Source organism: bacterium (genome assembly GCA_041648665.1).
GTDB lineage: Bacteria > UBA10199 > UBA10199 > 2-02-FULL-44-16 > JAAZCA01 > JAFGMW01.
Genome location: JBAZOP010000010.1, coordinates 41073 through 55350 on the forward strand (window position 1 = coordinate 41073; position 14278 = coordinate 55350).

A 14278-nucleotide genomic window follows, 5' to 3' on the forward strand; every position below is an offset into this window, starting at 1 on the left:
CAACTTTATATCTTTTTAAAACAATTATTTATATGACTTTTAATAGTAAAATAATGCCAATTTTGTTGAAAATATGGCTATTTGCGACTATACTTAGGGTCGCAATGAGAATAAACCTTCCAAATCATATAGATGACGGCAGGCTCGATTGGGCCCTGGACCTCCTGGAAAGTTCGAGGTCTGCAAAAAAGAAATACCTGCGCCTGAACTGGAAGGATGTGAAATCCATATCTCCCGCAGGCATGGCGATCCTCTGTTGTCTCTTCGACGCCTTCATCGAACAGAGCAATCGCATAGACTGCCTTTTCGTGCCCAAGCACTTAAGAGAAATTCCGGTCATTCGAAACATGATCAGAATCAGCGAATTCTCAACCCTCCCCCCTCCTGAGGCGAACTCTTTCGAGGACGCCTCAATGATCCTGCGTGGCCGCACGTCACTCGACCCCCTCTTCGCAGAACGGTTTCGAGAGAAATTTGCAAAGGTCGCAGGCGACGAGTTGTCTTACGACTGCACCCTGATCCTCAATGAGCTCATGCAGAACACGGTCGATCATTCGACTGCGGAGCGCTACTACGTCTATTCAGGGATCTGGGAGAACGAGTTCCACGCCGGCGTACTCGACATGGGCATCAGCATTCCAGCGAAGATGCAGCAGCGCTACGACCGCGCAAGCGACCTCGAATACCTGGAACTCGCACTCGAGGAGGGGATCACCACAAGGCGCAGGCGGAGCGGCGGGGTCGGACTCGCCTATTTCTTCCATTTTTTGAAGCGTCATGAGGGGAAACTCACGATCATGAGCCGCGGCGCGCAGGTGCGCAGGTATTTCAAAACCCGCCGCACGCAGCGCGGGAAGACAAAGTTCGCGCTGCGCGGGACCTGGTGCTTCGCCCGGTTCTCCCTCAAGGGGGGCAGATGAAGAGAATCGATATAAAAAAGGAGTTCCCTGACGACCGGATGTCCCGCGAGGCGGGCGAGAGACTGAGGAACATGATCCTCGATGCGGTCAATGAAGGCGGCCGCGTGGAGGTCGATTTCGGCGGGCTCATCATCGCCAGCACCTCATTCCTCGACGAGGGCCTGGCAAAGCTGGCAAGCCACGGATGGACTCCGGAGAAACTGAAGTCTGCCATCTCGTTCAAGAATCTCCACCCGCGGGACCGTAAGGTTATGGAGGACTTGTTCGACACTCAGGCCCTCAAGTCGCGCAAGGCCGAACCCGTTCGTCCGTTCGAGGAGTTCGTAAAGGAGCGGAAAAGAGTTCAACGCTGAAAAGGCAGAAGGTGCGGTGGTTGTTCGTCGTTTTGCTTGTTGCGCGTAAAGAAATTTATCACCGTTCCGAGCGCAAGCTGCATCCCGACAAATCTGGAAATGCGATCTATATCTTGAGAGCCCGCACCCTTTTCCACACTTTGATACCAATCCAGCAGGCCTTGCACCACCGACTCGCGGGCCAGGTTGTCCCTGAGGTTTCTCATCATCTCCCCGTAATCTGTGTTGCCACGTCCAAAGAGCCAACCCTTGCCTGCAAGTGCAACCGCCTTCCCCAGCTGAGTTGCCCTGTTCTCTCCATCCAGAAATAGAGAGATCACCTCAAGAGGCCTGGCCAGGGCCGTAGACTCCCCGGGCGCTGGTTCAGATAGGCAAGCTGCAAGATAAAAATACACGATCCTGGAGAGCGCCTTGTATTGTTCATTGATGCTGTCGAACACGCCTACGATCTGATCGCGGGAAAAGACCGACGCCACTCTCTCTGCCGCCGCAGGAAACGCCCTCCCCATCTGCTGAAAGTTCCCAAGACAGCCGATGACGTGTTTATAGGAATTCCAGCATAAACGATCTATCTCCTCAGGCTCCAATCCGGCCTTAATGAAATGTGGCAACGCCCGGAAGATGCCGTGCGTCCGGAGATTTTGCGTCCTGTAGATATACATTGAGATTTCCAACGCAACGGCAAAGCGCGCAAACATCTGATCGCGAGAAAGCCCCATGCTCAGCGCGACTGGAACGGACTTAAATGCCAGGAATGAGTAGCCGCCGCTGGTCTCCACGACTTCCAAGATCATGCCGGCCATCTCGTCGGATGACATGCCAAGGCCGCGCAACTGCTTCACGATCTCAGGCAGGCCCTCGATGGCCTCAACGCCATTATAGCGATAGAGCTGTTGATGAAAGAGATTGAGCAATCGGATCGCCTTCTTATTGTCCGGCACCTTGACTCGAATCGCTTCATCGATGCCCCACCTGAAGATGAGGTGTTCGTCCTCCGGATTCTGAAAGAATTGCTTCCACGTATCGTCTCCTTCAAAATCTTCGAGGACCATCCTTCTGGCAACCGGATTCTTCAGAATGGCGCCGATGACCTGATAGATGTGTTCGACCGTTAATCCTGCCAAAACGGTTTGATCCACTACAGTGCCGAGTATTTTATTTATCTCATCTCTTCGCGTCAGATGACCATAGGCGGCAATGTCATCAGCCAGAAGTTCCCTTATCATCGAGCTCAAATCATCAGATGAACCATCTCCATCGTCGCCGCCGCCCGCGCCCCCCGGCGCGGATGGAGCGCTCCCCGAATTGCCGCCCACAGACTCAGGCGCAGCGAGCAGCGCGTGTGCGCGGAAATTGTTCGATGGGGAATAGATGAAGTTGGAGGCCGAGGCGCCGGCGCGATGAAAGACCGAAAAACCCCCGGCCGCGACGTTGCCGTTGATACCGACTCCGGCGTATGGACACAGCCCCATCCCAGACCCGGTGAAGAGCCCGCTGCTGCCGATCATGCCTATGTTGGTCTGCCCAATCGACATCACAAAAAACACCGCCCTTCGCGTCTATATGCCCGACGAGTGTTCCATCGGCCAGTTTTGCGCTGCAAGGAAGTCGATGACCATGTCGGTGACCCCGTCCTTCACCTCCATGTCCACATCGCCGACTTTGCCCGCCACGATCGCGCCTATCTCGTCATAGAGCCCGTCATCGGCGACCTGCCACCCGCCCGCGAGGAAGGCGGACTTCACCGCGGTCATCGTCCGAAGAAGAGCCTTTGGATCCTCAAGCTTCGCGAGGAACGGATACCTCTCGAAATTCGGGCTCAGAAACTGATCCGCAAGCGCCTGCCAGCGGATCTCCGGCATGTCATCCGAGGCCTCGGCATGGATCAGGCGCTTTTCAAATCCACCGCCCCTTCTTATCGACTCCTCCGTCACGACGTAGAACTCCTGCTCAATCGTCAGATTTCCATCCTCGCCCACATTGCCAAGATCATAGTAGCGGTCCGTGATGATCGCCGGCGGAACCACGAGCTTCTTCTCCACCTTTGTTGCATACTGCTTCAGGGAATTGAGCCCGGCTGACGCCGAATTCATGTAGACGGCAGGGACGTACCTGCTGAGATCCTTTATGGCCTCCGCATAGACCCTGTCCATGTTGTACGCGCTGGAGTTGAAGCCCGGATAGACGTATGCGCCGTCATCGGAGTAGACGACCACAGCGTTTGCAACCTGATCGCCCCTCCCGTTGAAGACCTGCATGAATCCCGAGTTGGCCTCAGTGGCATGGACGAAGGGCATCTCGCGGTGGACTCCGCGCGGATTGAAACAACCAGGCACGCCCACGCCTGCGTACGCCTCTGTGAAGAGGTCCTTCTTCACTGTGGCGCGGAATGTCGCGGCCGCGACATCGGGCGAGACCACCTGCTGCTGCATGTCCTCGACTGCCTCGAGGATCAGGCGCAACCTCTGTGATAGCTCGTCGCTGATTCGGTGCGCGCCTTGTCTGACCTCCCTCACGAAGTCGGAGGCCTTCTCGTAGGAATCGAGCTCCTGCGCGAGATCGAGCGTGAGCTTTTTGCCCTTGAACTTCTCGACGCCCAGCAACAGCGCGATCTCCACCAACTCGAACGTGGCGGTCCGGATCTGCTCCCTTTTATCCTCCTCGGTGAGCCCTTCCGAGAGCCTCACCTGCAGATCGACCCCGCCCTCCCAGAGGCGTTCGTCGTAGCCCTTGGAGACGAGTTGGGTCTTTAGAGCCTGATTCCCCTGCACCGCCTCAGCCTCATGCCTGGCCCGACCCTCATTCTCATATGGATCAGCAGCCAGATACAGGGCCGTCACATCCTCTTTCCCGAGGGAATAGAGCCAGCGATTCATTGCATCGACGGCCGCCTGCTCGCCGCCTTTTGCCTTTGGGTCGTAATTCGCAAAGAGCACGTTCAGCGCACCCTTGACGATCTCCCTGGCGAGCGCCCCCTGACGGAACCCATCGCCGCCCTCGATCGTGTAGGCCAGGCTCACGAGCCTCAGTATCCTCATGTAGCCCTGGCCCTCTGAGACGAGCCTCGACTCCGCCTCGGTGATCTCCCGCCCGAGCACGTGGCTGACGAGCGAATACCGAAGCGAGTTCAGCTTCTTTGAGATCCGGGCATGGAGCCTGCTGCGCTGGACCCTCTTGTCAGGGGCGGCGTTTCGGTATTCCTCGATTATGGCATTCACCTCGCCCGCGACGGCGTCCAGCAGAGGATCCAGCGCCGAAGCCGCTTCACGATCCATGAGTCTGTGGCGCCCCCAGCCATCAGAGGGGTTCAACTCATCGTCCAGCTGGAGGAGTTCCGAATAATCAGCCAGGACATTGATCCTGACGTTTATGTCGACCGACTCGTCGGCGACGAACTCGCGCAGCGGACGATATCTATCCCTAACAAGTGATTTGGCGGCCGACGCGCTGCTGAATAGAGGTGTAAATACCGGCCTCTTCGACTGCACGATCTTGAGCACGACACGGCCGACCACATCCCTGTCCAGAGCCCTCTTCTCTTCCCTCCATGCCGGCTCTTCGTTCAAGAGCTCTGTCAGGGTGTTGAAGTTTGCGAGGTAGTCGTTCCAGAACGGGACGCTATCCAGGAGATCCACGAGTTCGGCCTTGGACCTCAATAACGGGAAGATCTTCGCCACGTCCGCCCACCTCACAGCGTCCCTTCCGTACGTGTCGAAAGCGGATGATTTCGCTATCAGGATGCTCGCTATTGAGTCCTTTTGTCCGGGATCGAGCTCGGATATGTCGGTGATGAGGTGCGCAATCGCGGGGATGCCGAACATGAAGATGCCCCCATGCGCGTCGCTCTCCTTGACTCGCTCATGGATATCGATGAGCAGGCTGCCCAGGGAGCCCTTCCTCGTGGGATCCAGATCTTCCCTGCTGTTTATGAAGCGCGCAAGCGGCTTGAGGCAATAGCAGGCGTCAGCGCATTTGCCGAGAAGCCTCTGATACTCTTGTACGAAGCCGCTGATCAGCGAGCCCTCATCATGGATGTCCAGATCCTCGCGGCCCTTTATCAGGTGCTCGCTCGCGGGCAGAAGGTAACTGGCGGAACTCCTGTAAGAGCTTTCATTCAGCGACATCACCTCGCCTATCGGTTCAAAACCATATTTCTCCGCCAACGCCGCAGACTTCCCGTAGCCGTCTACAGCCCCGGAGCGACGACCGCCGCTGTCGCCCCTCAGGTATTCGGCAATCACAAGCCCGCGCCAGCCCCATTTCCGCAGGAGTCTCAGGACCGGCTCATTTGAGTCGCGGCCGTATCCCCCGACTATGGAGAGCAGGCTCAGCCGATTTGCCAGGAAGCGGAACGGGAATGCGCTGAAACGGCCAAACATGTGCTGCACGCAGACGTGCGTGTCGTGATCTCCTATGCCGTCATATCTGTCAAAGTTGTCTGACAATCCCTCATGGATCATCGTGGAGAGAAAATCAGCGTCCTTGTCAACCACGAGGCCGGCTTCCTTGAGATGATTGAGAAGCTCCCAGAGAAAGGGCCGGACTCGATAACTCTGTCTTGAATTCGTCGTGCGCACGATCCGGGAGAAGGCGTAGTAGTATGAGTTGAATCTGCCGATGCGTTCGTCGCCTGCAAACCTCGGTTTGAGCACAGCCATGACATCCGGCGCCGCAAAGAGCGTGAACGCATGACCCCACATCTCCAGCTTCAGCCTTTCAAGTTCCTCGCGTGTTCCGAAGCCCTCGAAGATCTTGTCATCATGAAAACCCTGTTCAAAGAGGCTCCTCAGCTGATGCAGCGACTGATTCTTTCCGACCCCTTCAAAGATCCGCGCCAGCTGATCCTTTGTCAGGGCTATCAATCCGTCCTGCGTCACGAACTCCTGGATCACCCCCTCGACCGAGGACTTGAGCATCACACCCACGCCCACGTCAGATTCCAACGCCGGAGATGCATCGACCGCAGCCAATGGCTGCATTCCCTCCCAGGCGACATGCTCGAACCTGTCGTTTGTCCCAAGGCTGTAGCCCTCTGTGCCCACCATCACGACTGAAGCTTCGTGGAACTTTATGGCGATGGTCGAATCCTCTGACGAGCGCATCAGGTCTTCTTTTTCCTCCTCTTCATCCACATCCCAGTTTTTACCTCTCCCACCGACCACTACGACTTCGTCCGGCACAAAGGCGTTCTTCTGAAACCACTCGTACAGGTAACCAAGATCATAGCCCCGGAACTCTGGGTGGACCGCGAGGATCGTCTTCCTGCCATTCAAAGCCCCACGCACGAGGATGGTCCTGCTGGACTCCCTTGCATTCCCAAGACCAACCAGGAGCTGAGCAGAAGCGACTTCCGCATCTATCAGTGCAACGCCGTCATTTTCGAGAAACACGGTCGAAGGCAATCCCTCGCGCACAGACCAGATCACCCTATCAGCGTCGTGCTCAGCACCATAAAGGAAGTTGCCGATCGATTTCACCTCCAGGCCCGCAACGTCCGGGTGGGTCTTGCGCCGTTCTTTATTCCCGTTCGCGCGTGCCGCATGGATATCGTGTACCTGCAGATCCCGCAGGAAGCCTGCGAATTCCCGTTGCGTGTAACGGAGGCTGATATCGTCCGAAACCCGCACGCTGAAGAGTCGCTCATCAGGAGGAGGTGTGAAGAGCGGATGTTGCCGAAAGGCAATAGCTGGGTTTTGAAGCAAGTGTTGCGCGATCGCATTGGGCGTGGAGAAAGCCGAGAGCGGCTGCAAAGGAGCAGCAACGCCCGCGCCGAGCATGGGGACAAGCGTTGGTGTAAGGCCCAAGGGTTTAATTGTTGTGGTCATGCATCCTCTCCGTCTTCAACACCCGCGCATGGGAAAAGAAACACTAGTCCTCCTGCCCAGATAAGGGACCTTGGGCTGTATCGGCATGCTCCCGCATTTTGTTGCGTGGAAAATAAGCTAGATAATTAAGCGGGTTAGATAGAACCTGCCATTTAACGAGTCGTAAGGAAGCAGGTTCGGCACGGACCGTGGAAAAACAGGTTTGTGGGAATAACTTGGCTTCTTGACGCGCCGATGAGGTCGGCGTGTTATTTCGAAGCAGCCAAACCTCTCACCCTCTTGGATGGATGGGAGGCGGCAGACGACAGATCGTCACCGGTAAGACGGCCGGATCTTGCAAGGGCCTCGAGTCTGGATTCGGCGGTTAATGCGTCCGGATGCAATTCCTCCTCGTTTAAGTAGGGATTGTAATAATCGCTATGACGCGACAATTCCAGGAGGCGATCAACCGAGGTCCTTGTGTCCCTGGCTGCGATATCCCGCACCTTCGGATTTTCGTGAATCGTTGCAAGGGCAAGGTCTGTTTCAGTGAGGAGCCCCCTCTCCTGCCGGGAGCGAAGCGCTTCAACGGCAGCCCGGCTCATGCCCGAATCATTCCACGCGAGCCTAAGGAGAGCGAACCCGGGGCTTCTGTCGCTGGCGATCACGACGGACTGCAGGTCATGCCATTCCCTGAAATGCACGGCAATGTAGGCGAGTTCCACCTCGCTCAACCCTCCAGCCTTTGAACGCGCACGAAGCGCGTTCAACGCGTCACGGCGAATGTCATCGTGCTCGAACTCTCTGACAAGATCCATCAGGACTGGGGTCGGAGTGCGCGCATCTTGAGCTGCGGCGCTCCGGGCATTGAGATCATCGCTCCATGCCTTCATCGTGAGATCGGCGATAATTTGGCCCTCTTTGGTGCCAAGCCCCCTCTCCCCATACTCGATCGCCGCGTCGCGCACGACCGGATTCTCGTGCACTTCCCTCGCAAACAGGATTTCATCGGCAGAGAGCAGGCCCTGTTCCGCAAGCGACGCCAAGGTCCTCGCAGCCACCTTGGCTACGGAGCTGAAGGTACCCTTGCCCAAGATTCCGGGCCTGAAGGCAAGGTTGAACAAACTGGCCCTGTCGGTCAGCGGATTATCGGCGGCGATCATCATGAGCGCTTTACTATCCGTGGCGCGGGCCGCGAGCATGAGATCGACTTGCGTGAACTGGCCTTTCCGGGCCCTCTCCTCCAGGATTTGAACGGCGCGCGACTCTATGCCCGAAGAAAAAATTATGTTCGGACCTTCGGCAATCCTGATGAGCGCCATGGACGGCGTTCGCTCATTCGCCACGGCAATATTCAGGAACGCAGTATTTTCATAATTATAGGCGAGCAGGACAAGGTCTGCCTCGCTGAGGCTGCCCTGGCGGGAGAAAGCCTTCAAGGCGTTCACGGCCCTGTGAGGTTCGCGCGACCAGAAAACGTCTGGTCCTGACACGGTCCTGATCAACTGGTGTATTCGAACGCCTGAATCAGTGGGGACGTTGACAAAGGAATCGCCTCCGTTGCCATGGCCGATGGCAGGTGCTGTTACGGCCGTAAGTGGATTGGGAACAGCGCCGATTGAAAAACCGGTTGCCATCGCAGGCGTCACGCCTGGCGTCAAGATTCCACCCATTTACCCCTCCCTTAGAATTGACTGATCTTAATATATTTATCGTTTCACATAATTATTTGTTGCTAACAAATCGACCCTCTTGCCCCGGTTGATTACCTTCGTCTGTATCGGCATGCCCCGTGTTTTGTTGCATGGAAAATAAGCTAGATAATTCAGATAGTTAACCTTTGCGAAAACACACAACATTTTCAGTTTTCAGCCGAAAACCATATGGAGACCTTTCAGGGAGGAAATCGGATGGGTTCGACTACCCGCGTGCCGGATCTCGCGACTCGCGCGCCCCAGACCGCCGGCGTCATGCCGCAGGGAGAGGGTTGCGAGGCCTCATGCCAGGCCTCGGCAACGTCTGCGTCAGACAAGGATTTCTACATTCCTGTTCCGCCTCCCTCATGCATCGATCCATGCATCCTGGAAGCGAACAGGCGCGTCGAGGACGTCGATTATCTCTTTTCCGTTGTCTCGAAGACATTCCCCTTCTTCGGCGTGCATTCGCGGCTCGGCTATGAGCCGTGGACCTCGAAGCACGAGCAGTGGCTTAAGCAGGCGCGCCGCGCAGAGGAACCCAGCGAATTTGCCGCAGTGATCGATGGGATGATGAAGGCACTCCATACAGGCCATGCGGCCGTTCTCAGCGAGATTGTGGTTCGCTTCTATGCCGAGAAAGATAATCCATCCATGCGGCCCTATCAGGAGGTCCTGTCGCAGGCGCTCTCAAGCGCTGTATACTGGGATTCGGTCCTGAAGGAGGAACGCAGGCCGCCGCTCAAGTTCGACGCCTATTATCTGGACGGCCGCTACCTCCTCCGGGATGACCTGGAGCTGGTAGACGGAAGCCGGCTCCCAGCCGGCACACCGATCGTGGGGATCGACGGGCTTTCCGTCGACGAGTACATCTCGCGCAACCAGGAGAGCCTGATACTGCGCGAGGATGCGATCACAGGCGGAATCTTCGCCAAAAATCTATTGTCAGAGCTCAGCGAAGATTCGGGGGTAGAGTTCGAGGTGGACGATCTGGGGACCCGCGCGACGGTGCGCTCCATCGACGTGCAGGAGCGCAGCAGATGCATGACCCATCGCCCCTCGCCTGGCCGCTACTTCTACCTCGATCTGATCCCGGGCGAGGTCGCCTACGTCAAGCTCGACAGCTTCAAAAGCATGCGCAAGGAGCCGGGCCGTGCGGCCGCCTTCGAACGCTTCATCGACGAACACGCCGACGCCCGCGCCGTCATACTCGATCTGCGCGGCAACACCGGCGGCAGCAGCGTGCTGTGGTCGGACGAGATCCTAGGCGCCATGCTCAGCTCGGGAATCAGCACAGAGGTCTATTACGGACTCAATGCGAATGAGACCACCCGCGACTTCATCGATGCGAAGATCGAGCCCATATCGACGATTTTCCCGGGCGAAAGGGCACCAGCCAACGTCTTCGACGAGTTGCGCCGCGGCGAGATCAACGCCCTCTATCGGCGCGAAGAATTCTTCGATGGGAAACGAAAAAGGCCGCTCACAGCGAAGATCTATCTGCTCGTGGACCGCGATGTCTACTCCTCCTCGGAGATGTTCGCCGCATGGGCCAAGGCGAGCGGATGGGCCGTGATCGTGGGCGAGCAGACCGGCGGCGACGGCATCGGCGTCGATCCCTTCCCTGCGGTCCTGCCGAACAGCCTGATGGCGGTGCGCTTCCCCTGGATACTCGGTGCATCCTCCGACGGCGCGATCAACGAACAAGAGGGAACGATCCCCGACGTGGTGACGACCTGGCAGGTCGAGGACTGGCGCGGCCGCTGCGACGCGGTCCAAAGGATGAAAAAGCTTGAGCCCGAACAAGGGATATGGAACGAAACCAATGCGCGCGAGCTGCTACTCAAGCACGACCCGGATGTTGCGGCAGCGCTGCGCGACCTTCGCCGCAGAGATTGAGGATCAGAAACGGCCGGTATCGAAATCGACGACCTGCAGTTCCTCTTCTTGAAGAGAGCCGGGCTCGGCCAGTGCCAGATAGTCCTCCTCCTCCAGCCGGGACCCTTCATGGGTGAGCAGCACCTCTAGTTTTCTTCTGACGACCTCCAGCACAAACTTGCAGCGCCCCTCCGGGATCCCCGCAGCCTCCAGATAATCGCCGCCACAGCGCAGCACGCGCACCGGACAGCCGCTGCGGCAGAGATATCGGGCGAGGCATGAGCTGCATCCGGGGAGTTCGCAGCTCCGCCGTTTACGCAGCAGACGCACCTTCTCCTCATCGATGTCGAAGCGGTCGGCCACGGGATCGTAGCGCCCGATCACAAAGGTCCGCGCAAGCGGGTCCCTCGCAGAAAGGACCTCCGCACAGGTGGTGACGTTGCCCTCGGGCGTAACCCAGAAGTTGCCGCTGGAGGCGCCGCAAAAATAAGCCCTGCCGGAAAAGATGTCGGTGCCGCTTATGCTGAATTCCTTGCCCTTTGCACGGGCGATCTCCCACGCCTTGAAGTAAGCCTCAGAATATTCTTCGTAAGTCACGCCGTGCATGTCGTTGGTCACCGCCCGGCTGGCCAGCGTGATCGGCTCGAAATGAAAGCTCCGAGCCTTGAAGGTGTCGGTCAGGTAGTCCACAATCTCCGGGAGCTCATGGAAGTTCAATCGCGTGACCGTGCCGCGGATCGAATACAAAAAGTCGTGCTCATCCAGGATGTGAAGATTGCGGGCTATGGTGTCGAAGCTCCCGCTGCCGTCGGCCTGCGGCCGCTGACGATCTTGAATCTCGCGACTGCCGTCCAGCGAGACACAGGCCGAGTCCATGTTCCGGATGAGGAAATCGATCCGTGCTCGATCGTAACAGAGGTTGGTGCCGATCATGAAATTAGGCTCAAGACCGTGAGATTTTGTCCTTTCACGGGCATACGAAACAGCGTCAGAGACGAGGTCGAAGGCCATCATCGGTTCACCGCCGCCATGAAACCCCACACGGAAGGACTTTTTCCCCCCGGCCACAGCGTTGCCAAGCGCGTAGTCGACGGCCCTGTGGGCCAAGGCCGGGGACATGTATTTGACGTGCTCGCCGGCCGAGGCATAGCAGTAGATGCAGCGGAGGTTGCACTCCGTAGTGGGACAGAGCGTGACACTCATCGGCGCAAAGGGCATTGCCTCCTCTGCCGGAGGTGTCGCATCAGATGACGCGGCGGATGCGTCCGAAGACTCCTCCGCGGTCAGTATGTCGTGGAGGATCAGGTAGTTCACCAAAGCGACGGTCCGTGGTTCGAAGACCGGCGGTTTCCCTGCCAAGATATCGCGAAGGATCCTCTTGCCTGCGTCGTTGATCAGGAAACCCAGGAATAGCTCCGGAGCAAAGAGGATATTGCGATCCAATGCGGAGTCGAGAAATTTGAGATCCGTGGCGGCTCGGACGCGCCGGAGCTCCTCCTCGCTCTCGACGAGCAGGATGTCGGCTTCAGAAACCTCTTCTTTCCCCTGCGCCGACCCCTGCCTCTCCCCTCCTGTCTCTGTTGCCATCCCACCGATTACCGCCGCTGCAAAGATCCTGGCCGCAGGTTCACCCATGGTCTCCCCATCTCCCTTGTTAAAAACAAGTTCATCAGGCCGTCTGCGACCTGATGAACTTAATAGCGCATCGATTCAGCACAAACAATCGTTATCGTCAGCGTATCACCCTTTTCCGACTGCCGATCTTGAGCTTGCTGACCGGATTGCTCACAAGACTGACCTTGCCGACCTTGTTGGGTACGTCAGGGTCACATATGCTGCCGCAATCGGCAGGGCACGTATCGTCGAGCATACAAGGGCAATTCGGAAATTCATCATCCGCACCAGCGCCCATCTTCCCCCCTATCCCCCTCTTGGCAACATTGATCTTGCTGCGGGCCACTCCCTTCTTGATTGAAATCCGTCCCATAGGTTCCTCCTTTAAATAAAGGTCGTTTGTACAACATTAAGATATATGCAATTAAAGTGCCATAGGAAAACCGATGAAACCTCTTAAAATATAAGAAGCTACCCGACAGATCGCCCCTCCTGTTTTGAGAAAAATAGACAGCGAGCGTCAAACCGCCGACTGCAGCGACGCGCGTGGACAGCCCTCCCCTGTTCCTTGCCTTCCCTTCAAATAAATGTTTTTATCTCCCTCGGAAAAGGGGGACTCATGCTCAAGGCGATCGCCTCTTACTTCGAGTTCGAGAAGCTCGGCACAAGCTACAAGACCGAGGTCATCGCAGGAGCCACCACCTTCCTCACCATGGCTTACATCGCCTTCGTCAACCCCTCGATCCAGGCGCAGGCGGGCATGCCCTTCGGCGCGGTCATGACTGCGACCTGTCTCTCCGCAGCCTTCGCCTCCATCCTCATGGGCATCTACGCCAGGCTCCCGATCGCGCTGGCTCCCGGCATGGGCACCAACGCCTATTTCGCCTTCACGGTATGCATCGTCATGGGCATAGCATGGCAGACCGCGCTGGCCGCGGTCTTCATAGCGGGCGCGCTCTTTCTGATACTCTCGATCACCGGCATGCGCGAGAAGATCATGGACGCGATCCCGGACTCCATGAAGCACTCGGTCGCGGCCGGCATAGGCATCTTCATCTCCTTCGTGGGGCTGCAACAGGCCGGCATCGTGGTCAAGAACGACGCGGTCTTCGTGGGGCTGGGAGACATCTCAAAGCCGGGCCCCATCATCGCGCTGCTCGGGATCGTCATCACCGGATATTTTCTTGCAAAGAAGATTAGAGGCGCGCTGCTCTGGGGAATCCTCATCTCCACGATCATCGCGGTCTTCGTGGGCGTGGCAAAACCGCCCCAGGGAGTGATCTCCATGCCGCCCTCGGTCCTGCCCACCCTGGGCAAGCTCGACTTCGGGGGCGCGTTTGCGCTGGGGCTCGTCGAGATCATCTTCGCATTCTTCTTCGTGGACCTCTTCGACACCGTGGCCACGCTCATCGGCGTTGCCGAACAAGGCGGGCTCATGAGGCCGGGGCAGAGAGGAAAACAGTGCCTGCCCAGGGCAGGACGCGCCCTCTCCGCGGACGCGGTCGGCACAATGGCCGGCGCGGCGCTGGGGACATCGACGGTCACCTCCTACATCGAGTCCACGGCCGGCATCGCAGAGGGCGGCAGATCCGGCTTCACCGCTGTGATGGTCGGCCTCTTCTTCATCGTCATGCTCTTCTTCAACCCGATCATCTCAATCGTGCCGCCGCAGGCCACCTCTCCCGCGCTCATAATCGTGGCCGCGTTCATGCTCAAGAACATGTCCAAGGTCGAGTGGGCGGACTGGACCGAGGCGCTGCCCGCCGTGGTCGCCTGTCTCGCAATACCGCTCACATACTCGATATCCAACGGGCTCGCGCTCGGCTTCATACTCTATCCCGTTCTCAAGATAATCACGGGCCGGTGGCGCGAGGCGAACTGGTTGGTCTACGTGCTCGGCGCGCTGTTCGTGCTCAAGTTCATACTGATCTCTAATTAGACCCGGAGGGGACATGGCAAAGATGCAAAAAAAGAGCGTCCGCACTATGCTCGAAGGCGCGCAGCCGTTTTTCTAC

General features: G+C 57.6%; 9 protein-coding genes. 4 read left to right on the plus strand and 5 right to left on the minus strand.

Going from position 1 to position 14278, the window contains the following annotated elements; genetic code table 11:
* Positions 1 to 104: 104 nt before the first annotated feature.
* Both WC683_05685 and WC683_05690 read left to right on the plus strand, forming a co-directional pair.
* Entirely contained in the window at positions 105 to 920 is an 816-nt protein-coding gene (locus WC683_05685; protein ID MFA4972083.1) for a hypothetical protein, read from the plus strand.
* Positions 917 to 1273 (plus strand): STAS-like domain-containing protein, encoded by a 357-nt coding sequence (locus WC683_05690; GenBank protein MFA4972084.1) that lies wholly within the window; start codon positions 917 to 919, stop codon positions 1271 to 1273. The genes WC683_05685 and WC683_05690 overlap by 4 nt, the downstream gene beginning before the upstream one ends.
* Here WC683_05690 and WC683_05695 read toward each other — a convergent pair.
* The 3 genes from WC683_05695 to WC683_05705 form a co-directional block, all read right to left on the minus strand.
* Positions 1264 to 2781: a hypothetical protein gene (locus WC683_05695; protein ID MFA4972085.1), complete on the minus strand. Its 1518-nt coding sequence runs from the start codon at positions 2779 to 2781 to the stop codon at positions 1264 to 1266. The genes WC683_05690 and WC683_05695 overlap by 10 nt on opposite strands.
* Positions 2782 to 2832: 51 nt before the next feature.
* Positions 2833 to 7098, minus strand: coding sequence for a hypothetical protein (locus tag WC683_05700; protein ID MFA4972086.1), 4266 nt, complete (start codon positions 7096 to 7098; stop codon positions 2833 to 2835).
* Between the two features lie 248 nt (positions 7099 to 7346).
* Entirely contained in the window at positions 7347 to 8750 is a 1404-nt protein-coding gene (locus WC683_05705) for a hypothetical protein (protein MFA4972087.1), read from the minus strand.
* Between the two features lie 237 nt (positions 8751 to 8987).
* Between WC683_05705 and WC683_05710 the strand changes: the two genes are divergently transcribed.
* Entirely contained in the window at positions 8988 to 10670 is a 1683-nt protein-coding gene (locus WC683_05710) for a S41 family peptidase (protein MFA4972088.1), read from the plus strand.
* A gap of 3 nt (positions 10671 to 10673) precedes the next feature.
* Here the strand turns inward: WC683_05710 and WC683_05715 are convergent, their stop codons facing one another.
* Complete coding sequence (locus WC683_05715) at positions 10674 to 12284, minus strand: radical SAM protein (GenBank protein MFA4972089.1); 1611 nt, start codon at positions 12282 to 12284, stop codon at positions 10674 to 10676.
* 97 nt (positions 12285 to 12381) lie between these two features.
* Complete coding sequence (locus WC683_05720) at positions 12382 to 12636, minus strand: hypothetical protein (GenBank protein MFA4972090.1); 255 nt, start codon at positions 12634 to 12636, stop codon at positions 12382 to 12384.
* Between the two features lie 246 nt (positions 12637 to 12882).
* Between WC683_05720 and WC683_05725 the strand changes: the two genes are divergently transcribed.
* Positions 12883 to 14202 carry an NCS2 family permease gene (locus WC683_05725; GenBank protein ID MFA4972091.1) on the plus strand — a complete coding sequence of 440 codons (1320 nt, stop codon included), beginning with the start codon at positions 12883 to 12885 and terminating at the stop codon, positions 14200 to 14202.
* Positions 14203 to 14278 lie beyond the last annotated feature (76 nt).

Bases quoted from the DNA above. Each gene is read 5' to 3' on its own strand.
- WC683_05685 (MFA4972083.1), top strand. From the start codon at position 105: ATGAGAATAAACCTTCCAAATCATATAGATGACGGCAGGCTCGATTGG.
- WC683_05690 (MFA4972084.1), top strand. From the start codon at position 917: ATGAAGAGAATCGATATAAAAAAGGAGTTCCCTGACGACCGGATGTCC.
- WC683_05695 (MFA4972085.1), bottom strand. From the start codon at position 2,781: ATGATCGGCAGCAGCGGGCTCTTCACCGGGTCTGGGATGGGGCTGTGT.
- WC683_05700 (MFA4972086.1), bottom strand. From the start codon at position 7,098: ATGACCACAACAATTAAACCCTTGGGCCTTACACCAACGCTTGTCCCC.
- WC683_05705 (MFA4972087.1), bottom strand. From the start codon at position 8,750: ATGGGTGGAATCTTGACGCCAGGCGTGACGCCTGCGATGGCAACCGGT.
- WC683_05710 (MFA4972088.1), top strand. From the start codon at position 8,988: ATGGGTTCGACTACCCGCGTGCCGGATCTCGCGACTCGCGCGCCCCAG.
- WC683_05715 (MFA4972089.1), bottom strand. From the start codon at position 12,284: ATGGGTGAACCTGCGGCCAGGATCTTTGCAGCGGCGGTAATCGGTGGG.
- WC683_05720 (MFA4972090.1), bottom strand. From the start codon at position 12,636: ATGGGACGGATTTCAATCAAGAAGGGAGTGGCCCGCAGCAAGATCAAT.
- WC683_05725 (MFA4972091.1), top strand. From the start codon at position 12,883: ATGCTCAAGGCGATCGCCTCTTACTTCGAGTTCGAGAAGCTCGGCACA.